At 53.1% G+C, this 8,396-nt stretch carries 7 protein-coding genes and 1 tRNA gene; 4 read left to right on the forward strand and 4 right to left on the reverse strand.

Annotated elements, in window-relative coordinates:
* The 4 genes from ACTHS3_RS08240 to ACTHS3_RS08255 form a co-directional block, all read left to right on the forward strand.
* Nucleotides 1–219 (forward strand): DUF4872 domain-containing protein (locus tag ACTHS3_RS08240; protein WP_440367650.1); only part of this gene is annotated, 219 nt, incomplete at its 5' end.
* 80 nt (nt 220–299) lie between these two features.
* Nucleotides 300–1,043 carry an SH3 domain-containing protein gene (locus ACTHS3_RS08245; protein WP_004518939.1) on the forward strand — a complete coding sequence of 248 codons (744 nt, stop codon included), beginning with the start codon at nt 300–302 and terminating at the stop codon, nt 1,041–1,043.
* Between the two features lie 27 nt (nt 1,044–1,070).
* A complete protein-coding gene (locus tag ACTHS3_RS08250; protein ID WP_004518940.1) occupies nt 1,071–1,985 on the forward strand; it encodes an ABC transporter ATP-binding protein in 915 nt (304 codons plus the stop codon).
* Nucleotides 1,982–3,235 (forward strand): ABC transporter permease, encoded by a 1,254-nt coding sequence (locus ACTHS3_RS08255; protein ID WP_004518941.1) that lies wholly within the window; start codon nt 1,982–1,984, stop codon nt 3,233–3,235. The genes ACTHS3_RS08250 and ACTHS3_RS08255 overlap by 4 nt, the downstream gene beginning before the upstream one ends.
* A gap of 192 nt (nt 3,236–3,427) precedes the next feature.
* On the opposite strand, the gene ACTHS3_RS08260 is transcribed toward ACTHS3_RS08255, so the two are convergent.
* The 4 genes from ACTHS3_RS08260 to ACTHS3_RS08275 form a co-directional block, all read right to left on the reverse strand.
* Nucleotides 3,428–3,503, reverse strand: a tRNA-Lys gene (locus ACTHS3_RS08260).
* A gap of 59 nt (nt 3,504–3,562) precedes the next feature.
* On the reverse strand, nt 3,563–4,642 hold the full coding sequence (gene apbC, locus ACTHS3_RS08265; RefSeq protein ID WP_039861859.1) for an iron-sulfur cluster carrier protein ApbC: 1,080 nt from the start codon (nt 4,640–4,642) through the stop codon (nt 3,563–3,565).
* 163 nt (nt 4,643–4,805) lie between these two features.
* On the reverse strand, nt 4,806–6,869 hold the full coding sequence (gene glyS, locus ACTHS3_RS08270; RefSeq protein WP_004518943.1) for a glycine--tRNA ligase subunit beta: 2,064 nt from the start codon (nt 6,867–6,869) through the stop codon (nt 4,806–4,808).
* Nucleotides 6,870–7,036: 167 nt separating this feature from the next.
* A complete protein-coding gene (locus tag ACTHS3_RS08275) occupies nt 7,037–8,131 on the reverse strand; it encodes an FAD-dependent oxidoreductase (protein ID WP_004518944.1) in 1,095 nt (364 codons plus the stop codon).
* Nucleotides 8,132–8,396 lie beyond the last annotated feature (265 nt).

Genomic DNA, 8,396 nt, shown 5'->3' on the forward strand with positions numbered 1-8,396 from the left:
GCCTACTTCCTCGAACAAGCCGCTCATATCTGCAACGAACCTGCGTTTCAGACGGCCTCAGAACAAATGACCGCCATCGGCGACCAATGGCGCCAATTCGCAGCAATGTGCGTGAAACAGTGCAAAAAACCGTCCGAAAACGGCTGCCGCAACATTGCCGAATTTCTGCGCAAAATTGCGGATGATGAAGAAGCGTTATGGCGGGGATTATTGAAATAATCAGGATTTATTCGATCCCGATTAATCTACCGTGAATTATTTTGACATTCAGGCCATCTGAAAACTAAAAGAAATTTAAAATGCGTTACCTAGCTACTGTCTTATTTTTGTGTTCCTCCTTAACCCATGCCGCGCCGCAGGACGGTTTTGCCTTGGTTCATGATGCCGACGGACACACCAACTTACGCGAACGCCCCGATTTGAAAGCCAAAGTTTTGGCAAAAATCCCCGACGGCACACCGTTGGAATGTATAGAAGAACTCAGTGAAAACAGGCCGGACTTCTGTTTTGTTCAGCTGCAACAGGCAAACGCCGACGATTCCGGCTTTATCCATTACAGCCGTTTAACATTTCCCGCCTCCGACAAAAACTTCGTCCGCCTGCGCGAACAATCCGGTCATGACGATACACTGACTTTGTCCGGCAACGGTCAAAAGGTACACATCGTAGCCCGCCGCATCCATCCAAAACTCAGCGACTTCTCGGGCATCAACAAAGACAAATACACCGCGCGGCTCTATCGAGGCAAACCTTTCTATGGTACAGACTACGACATTCCCAAAAGCGTGTTCGCGCTTGAACGCATCACGCTAAACGGTCAAGCAGTTCCCGCTGCCGAACTGCAAGGACTGTTCTCACCCGATTTTGCCGCCACCGCACGCGGCAGCAATGTATATCAAGGCTGGAAAGCCTATTACCGCCACAGCGATAAGACGCTTTACCTGTTCGGCAGACAAGGTTCGGACGGTGATCCTTTCGGCGTCTGCTTTATATTTAAGGACGGCAAATTCCAGCGCCGTTATTTATGGGGTGCTGCGATTTAAATATCGCTCGAAAGGCCGTCTGAAACCATGATTCAAATCCAATCCCTCTCCCACCATTATCCCAAAGCCGAAACTGCCGCGCTGGACAATGTGTCGTTCGATATTGCCGACGGCGAATGTTTGGGGCTGCTCGGTCACAACGGTGCGGGGAAAACGACGCTGATGTCACTTTTGGCCGGCTTGCAGGAAGTACGGCAGGGCGAAATTTTGTTTGACGGCAAGCCGTTGCGCCTGTTAAGCCGCAGCAAACGGCAGAAAATCGGTTTGGTGCCGCAGGATTTCGCGTTTTATCCGCAGCTTTCGGTGTGGGACAACCTGCTGTTTTTCGCTTCGCTTTACAAAGTGCGCGACAAAGGCCGTCTGAACGCGCTGTTGGAACAGACCGACCTGACTGCCCACAAAAACAAAGCAGCGAAGCATCTTTCGGGCGGGCTTAAACGTCGTCTGAATTTTGCTATCGGCCTGATTAACACGCCGCAACTAGTGTTCCTCGACGAAATCACGGTAGGCATCGACCCGCAGTCGCGTCGCTTTATCCTCGACAGCGTGGCAGATTTGACGCGGCAAGGGGTAACGGTGGTCTACACCTCGCACTATCTGTCGGAAATTGAGCAGCTTTGCGACAAAATCGCACTGCTGCAACACGGCAAGCTGGTGTACCACGGCGGTTTGGACGAGCTTTTAAGCACGCAAACAGCTGTCGTGCGCTTTACTGTCGAACCGCCGCTGCCGCCTCAAACGCTGGCCGCCTTAGGTGCCAAACAAGTGGACAGCCGCGGTATGATGGAAACCATACACGATGCCGCCGCCGTTTATGCCGCCCTGCAACAAAGCGGCGCACAAATCCGCTACTTCCAGCAGGGACACGGTTCGCTGGAAACGTTTTACCTTGATTTCCTGCGCAAAGACGAGCCAGCAACAGATAAGCAAAATCCACAATGACGATTTCCTCCCTCCTCAAAGAACTCAAACTGCTCTGCCGCGACCTGCACGGTTTGGCCGTGTTGTTTGTGATGCCCATCGCCTTCATGCTGATTATGTCGTTGGCGCTGAGCCGTGACCAAGACCCGCACACCGACAGCCGCATCGCACTGGTTGGCGTAGCAAACGACAGTATCAATACCGCGCTGGCCGCCGCGCTGGAGAAAGAACAAATCCATGTCACACTGATGCCGTCTGAAAAACTAACCGACGCGCAAAACGGCCTACACGACAAACGTTTCCAACTGGTGCTGCACAACCCGAACCACGCCTCCGGCAAAATTGCCGATGACAAAGCCCTGCAAATCTATGTACCGCCCGATACCGAGCCTTCATGGCTGGCGGCGGTCAAAGGCGTTTTGCAACAGCACTACACCGAAACGCGGCTGGACGCTTATTTCGACAACAACGACGGCATCAAAATCAATAATAAAAAACTGCCCCGCTCCATCCGCAAAGACATCCAGAAAAAAGTGGATGGAAAAAACGACGAACAATTCACCGCCGTGCGCAGCTTTTTAGATAAAAAAATGCTGGAAGAGCATTACCTGAGCGCAGGCAGCGGCACAGTGGAAAAACCCAACGCCGTACAGCACAGCGTACCCGCATGGCTGATTTTCGGTATGTTTTTCATCATGATACCGCTATCGAACGTCATGGCGCTGGAACGCCAGACCAACACCATTACCCGCCTGCGCCTCGCCCGCGCCTCCGCATCCGGCCTGATTGCAGCGAAACTCATCCCCTATTTCCTGATTAACCAGCTTCAGTTTGTCGGAATGTTGCTGCTCGGCCGCTACCTGCTGCCCGAAATCGGCGTACCCGCCCTCATACTCAACGGCAGCCTTGTTCCCTACGCGTTGCTGTCCGCTGCCGTCAGTGCCGCCGCACTCGGCTACGCGCTATTAATCAGCGTCTGCGCCAAATCCACCGAACACGCCGTCGTCCTCGGCGGCGGCGGCATCATCCTGATGGCGGCAATCGGCGGCATTATGGTGCCTGCACACGTCATGCCCGAAACCATGCAGCAACTCACTTGGATTTCCCCAATGGCATGGGGCTTGAAGGCTTTTCAGGAATTACTGCTCAACCGCAGCGGACTGGACGGAATCGGCCGTTATCTGCTTCTACTGTCAGCATTCTCTTTTGCCACACTGACTGCTGCCGTATTGGTTTATCGTAGGCAGTTGCAGACGCAGATTAGGTTTTAAACGTTTGTCTGCCCTAGGTAGAAAACTTATTTCTCAAAACCATTCCTATAAAACTTCAGGCCGTCTGAAAGATATTTTCAGACGGCCTGATGCTTGATGTGCTATGGATTGTTTCAATAACAAAATATGTTCAACAAAATCCTAAAATCCAAACGTAAAAAACCTGCTTTTGTCAAAGCAGGTTTTCATATTTGGTGGGTCGTGAGCGATTCGAACGCTCGACCAACGGATTAAAAGTCCGCTGCTCTACCGACTGAGCTAACGACCCGATAAGCTGTGCATTATAGAGACGGGACTCACAGCTGTCAACACTTTTTTTAAACTTTTTTATTCGACGACGATTTTCGGGAAGCGGCTGCTGAAGTCTTTGCCTTTATCGGCAATGGCCAGCGCGATTTGGAATGCAGCTTCGGTGTAGATGTCGGCGATGGTTTGGTTGTTTTCAAACAAGGCCGAAGATGTGCCGCTGTCCATGGCTTCGCGTACAGGCAGGCTCAACGGAAGCTGGCCGAGCAACGGTACGTTCAAACGCTCTGCCAAGTTTTTACCGCCTTCTGCGCCAAAGATTGCTTCGGCATGGCCGCAGTTGGAGCAAATATGGACAGACATGTTTTCCAAAACGCCCAAAATCGGGATATTGACTTTGTTGAACATATCCACGGCTTTGCGTGCATCAATCAGGGCGATGTCTTGCGGCGTGGTCACGACAACGGAGCCGGTTACGGGGATTTTTTGCGACAGGGTCAATTGGATATCGCCGGTACCGGGCGGCAGGTCGATGAAGAGATAATCGACATTGTCCCATTCGCTTTGGAACATAAGTTGTTGCAAGGCTTGGCTGACCATCGGGCCGCGCCAAACGACGGCTTGGTCGGTATCGACCAGAAAACCGATGGACATCACTTGAATGCCGCTTTCAGCTTCAACAGGAATGAGTTTTTTGTTTTGTTGATCGGGTTTGCGGTCTTGTACGCCGAGCATGGTGGGCTGGCTTGGGCCGTACAGGTCGGCATCGAGTACGCCGACGCGCGCGCCCATTCTGGCCATTGCGGTGGCAAGGTTGGCTGTGGTCGTTGATTTGCCGACGCCGCCTTTGCCCGATGCAACGGCGATGATGTTTTTCACGCCTTTGATGGTTGCTACGCCGGGTTGAACTTTATGCGTACCGATTTCGGTATCGATACTCAAGTGAATGTGGGTATCGCCGGTATGCGAAATGACGGCTTCTTGAACGACGTTGGCAATGTCTGCAGCAATATGGGCAACTGGGAACGCGAATTTCAGGCCGATATGCAGGCCGTCTGAATGCTCTTCCAGAAGCGAAACGGCTTTTTCGCTGCCCAAAGTGCGTATTGTGGTGGGAATCAACACGGCATCGAGTGCGGTTCGGATGGCTGGAATATTCATAATCTGCCTCTTGAATGTGGGAAATTGTTTGATGTGCGCGATTTGCCTGCCTGACAAATCTGCTGAATTATACCCTTGAACGCCATGCAAGGGATACGCCCGAAAAACTTCAGGCTGCCTGAATCATCGGGCAGCCTGAAAAAGGGTCAACTGAAACGCGGCCTTATTCGCTCAAGAGCGCAATGTCGGCAACTGCGTTCATTTGTTCTGCCAAGCGGTTCAGCAGGTTCAAACGGTTTTGTTTCACGGCGGCATCTTCGGCCATCACCATCACGCCGTCGAAGAAGGCATCGACTTGCGGTTTGACGGAAGCCAGTTCGGACAAGGCGGTTTGGAAATTGCCTTCGGCAACAGCAGCGGCGATTTTCGGCTGCAAGCCTTGTGCAGCGGCATACAGGGCTTTTTCTTCATCTTGTTGCAGCAGGCTTTCATTGACTTCGCCCAGCGCAGCATCGGCTTTTTTCAGCAGGTTTTGCACGCGTTTGTTGGCGGCAGCGAGCGCGGCGGCTTCGGGCAGTTGTTTAAACGCGGCAACGGCTTGCAGTTTGGCGGTCAAATCGTCCAAACGGCGCGGCTGTTTGGCGAGTACGGCGGCGACGATGTCTTGCGGATAGTCGTTTTGCAGCAACACGGCAAGGCGCGCCTGCATGAAGTCGACGGTTTCAGACGGCGTTTTTTCGTTGAGCAAACCTTTGGGGAAGCTGTCGAAGGTCGTCTGAATCAGCTCGTTCACGTCCAAGCCATACTGCATCAGCATCCGCAAAATACCCAAGGCAGCGCGGCGCAGGGCGTAGGGGTCTTTGTCGCCGGTCGGAATCAGACCGATGCCCCAAATGCCGACCAAGGTTTCCAGTTTGTCGGCCAGCGCAACGGCAGTAGCGACTTTGCCGTTCGGCAGGTTGTCGCCGGCAAAACGCGGTTGGTAGTGCTGCTCGATGGCTTCGGCGATTTCTTCGGTTTCGCCGTCCAAGCGGGCGTAGTATTTGCCCATCGTACCTTGCAGTTCGGGGAACTCGCCGACCATTTCGGTCACCAAGTCGGCTTTTGCCAGACGCGTGGCGCGTTCGGCTGCGGCGGCATCTGCGCCCAGTGCTTTGGCGATGTGGGCGGCAATGCTTTGCAGGCGTTCGATGCGTTCGGCCTGCGAACCGATTTTGTTGTGATAAACCACGTTTGCCAGCTTGGGCAGGCGGCTTTCCAAAGTCGCTTTCTGGTCTTGCTTGTAGAAGAACTCGGCATCAGACAGGCGCGCACGCAAAACGCGTTCGTTGCCTTGGATGATGTGCGACGGGTCTTCGGTTTGCAGGTTGGAGACCAGCAGGAAGCGGTTCATCAGCTTGCCGTTTTGGTCGAGCAGCGGGAAGTATTTTTGGTTTTGCTGCATGGTCAGAATCAGGCATTCCTGCGGCACGGCGAGGAAATGTTCTTCAAAACCGGCTTCCAATACCACAGGCCATTCGACCAATGCAGTCACTTCGTCCAACAAGGCTTCATCGGCGGCAACGGTCGCTTTCAGACGACCTGCCTGTTCGTTCAAGGCTGTCTGAATCGCAGCTTTGCGCTCGGCAAACGAAGCTACGACTTTGCCTTGCTCGCGCATTTGTGCGGCGTAGCTGTCGGCGTTTTCAATGGTGATTTCGCCGTTGGACAGGAAGCGGTGTCCCAAGGTTTGATTGCCGCTTTGCAGGCCCAAAACGCTGACGTTCACGATCTCGCCGCCGTGCAGCACAATCAGCCCGTGGACAGGGCGCACGAAGGTAAATGTGCTGCTGCCCCAACGCATGACTTTAGGAATCGGCAATTTTTTCACTGCGGCATTGATGATGTCTTCCAAAAGCTCGCCCAGCGGTTTGCCGGTTTGGACGTATTCGTAGGCGTACACATCCTGCTTGCCGTCGTTGATGATGGTCAGGTCTTCGATTTTCGCACCCGCACCGCGCGCAAAACCTTCCAAAGCCTTAGTCGGCGCACCGTCTTTCATGGCATTCGCCACTGCCGGGCCTTTTTTCACGATTTTTTGATCAGCTTGAACGGCCTTCACGTTTTTGACTTGAACGGCTAAACGGCGCGGAGAAGCGTAGGCAGTGTATTCGGCTGCGCCGTCAATCAGTTGCGCTTTTTCCAAGCCTTCGGCAACGGAAGCGGCAAAATGGTTGCCCAGATTATTGAGGGCTTTTGGCGGGAGTTCTTCAGTGAGAAGTTCAATTAAAAGGGTTTGGGTTGTCATGTGCTTATCGTTAAATAGGAAATTGGTTGGCGTCTGAATACGGCATCATGCGGTTTTCAGACGCAAGGTTAATTGAATTGACGGCGATTTTATCATTTTCAGACGGCCTGTGGCTGTCTTTCACAAATAATTTGCCCAATTTTCAAGCAACTTCGTCCGCAACGGCTTCAATTCGCAGCGCGGATATACGGCAAACCGCTGGTTTCGTCGTATTCGGGAATGTCGCTTCCGGCAAACAGCGCGCCGGCCAAACGCACAGCCGCACCGGTCACGGCCGGAGAAATCATAAAGCCGTGGCGGAACAGGCCGTTGACTTCAATCAGGCGGCGTTCGCGGTTGAAGCGGATTTCGGGATTGTGGTGGTTTAGCGTTGGGCGCAGGCCGGTGGCCAGCTCCAAGAGGTTTGCTTCGCCAAAGGCCGGATGCACGGCGTACAGCGCGGACAAAAGTTCCAAACCGGAACGCACGCTGGCCGGCGCTTGGCTTTCGCTTTCGATTTGGGTCGCACCAATCACAAAAATATGGTTTTCCTTCGGCGCGATATACAAAGGATAGCGCGGATGCAGCAGACGAACGGGGCGGGAAAGCTCGATTTCAGGGGCGTAAACGCGCGCCACTTCGCCACGAACGCCGCGCAAAACGCTTTCAGACGGCCTGTTCCACGCGCTCTTTGCACCATAACCGCGGCAGTCGATGACCCAATCGTATTGCGCCGCAAAATCTTCGACTTCGCGTTCGCACGACCAATGGCACGCTACATTCATTGACTCCAAAGCATCGGCCAGCGCATTCAATACCTGCCGTCCGTCCAACTGCCCTTCTGTCGGCAGATACAGGCCGTCTGAAAACCTCCCTGCCAGTTGCGGCTCGTTTGCCGCGATTTCATCCGCGTTCCAACGTATGGTTTCATGTTCTGCCACGCCGCCGCGCTTCAAATGACGGGCAAACTCGGCAGAAAGCGGCTTGTCCTGCGTGTGCCAAACAATCAGGCTGCCGTTTTCCTGCATCATCACCGGCGTATTCAGACGGCCGACAATCGCGCGCCAAAGCGCAATACTTTGTTTGCCCAAACGAATGACTTCGGGCGTTGCCTCCACCGCTTCGGCAGACGGCGCTAACATGGCCGCGGCAACATAAGCGGCGGCTTGCGCGCCGTCGCGTTCGCCTTTCTCAAACAACTCGACCGAAATGCCCTGCTCTGCCAGTTGGAACGCCATCAGACGGCCCGACAGACCGCCACCGAGTACCGCAACCTTAGACATCAGTTTCTCCTTGTTTTTAATATATAAATAAGCGGCATATTTTAGAACTTGTTTTGCTGTATCACAATATCAACAGAAAATGAAAACAGTTTTTCAGATTATGCTCAAGCTAAATCAGTAATACGTAAACAAAAATCTTCCCTCTATACCCGGCAGTTAACCGCTTCAAGCTGCCAATCAGTTTTTATAAAAATATCTTCCTTACATAAAACCTACTATAATGCCATCTTTTGACATATTTACATTCACTCAGCATCATTGCACC

The sequence above is a fragment of the Neisseria sp. P0009.S007 genome, assembly GCF_051962515.1.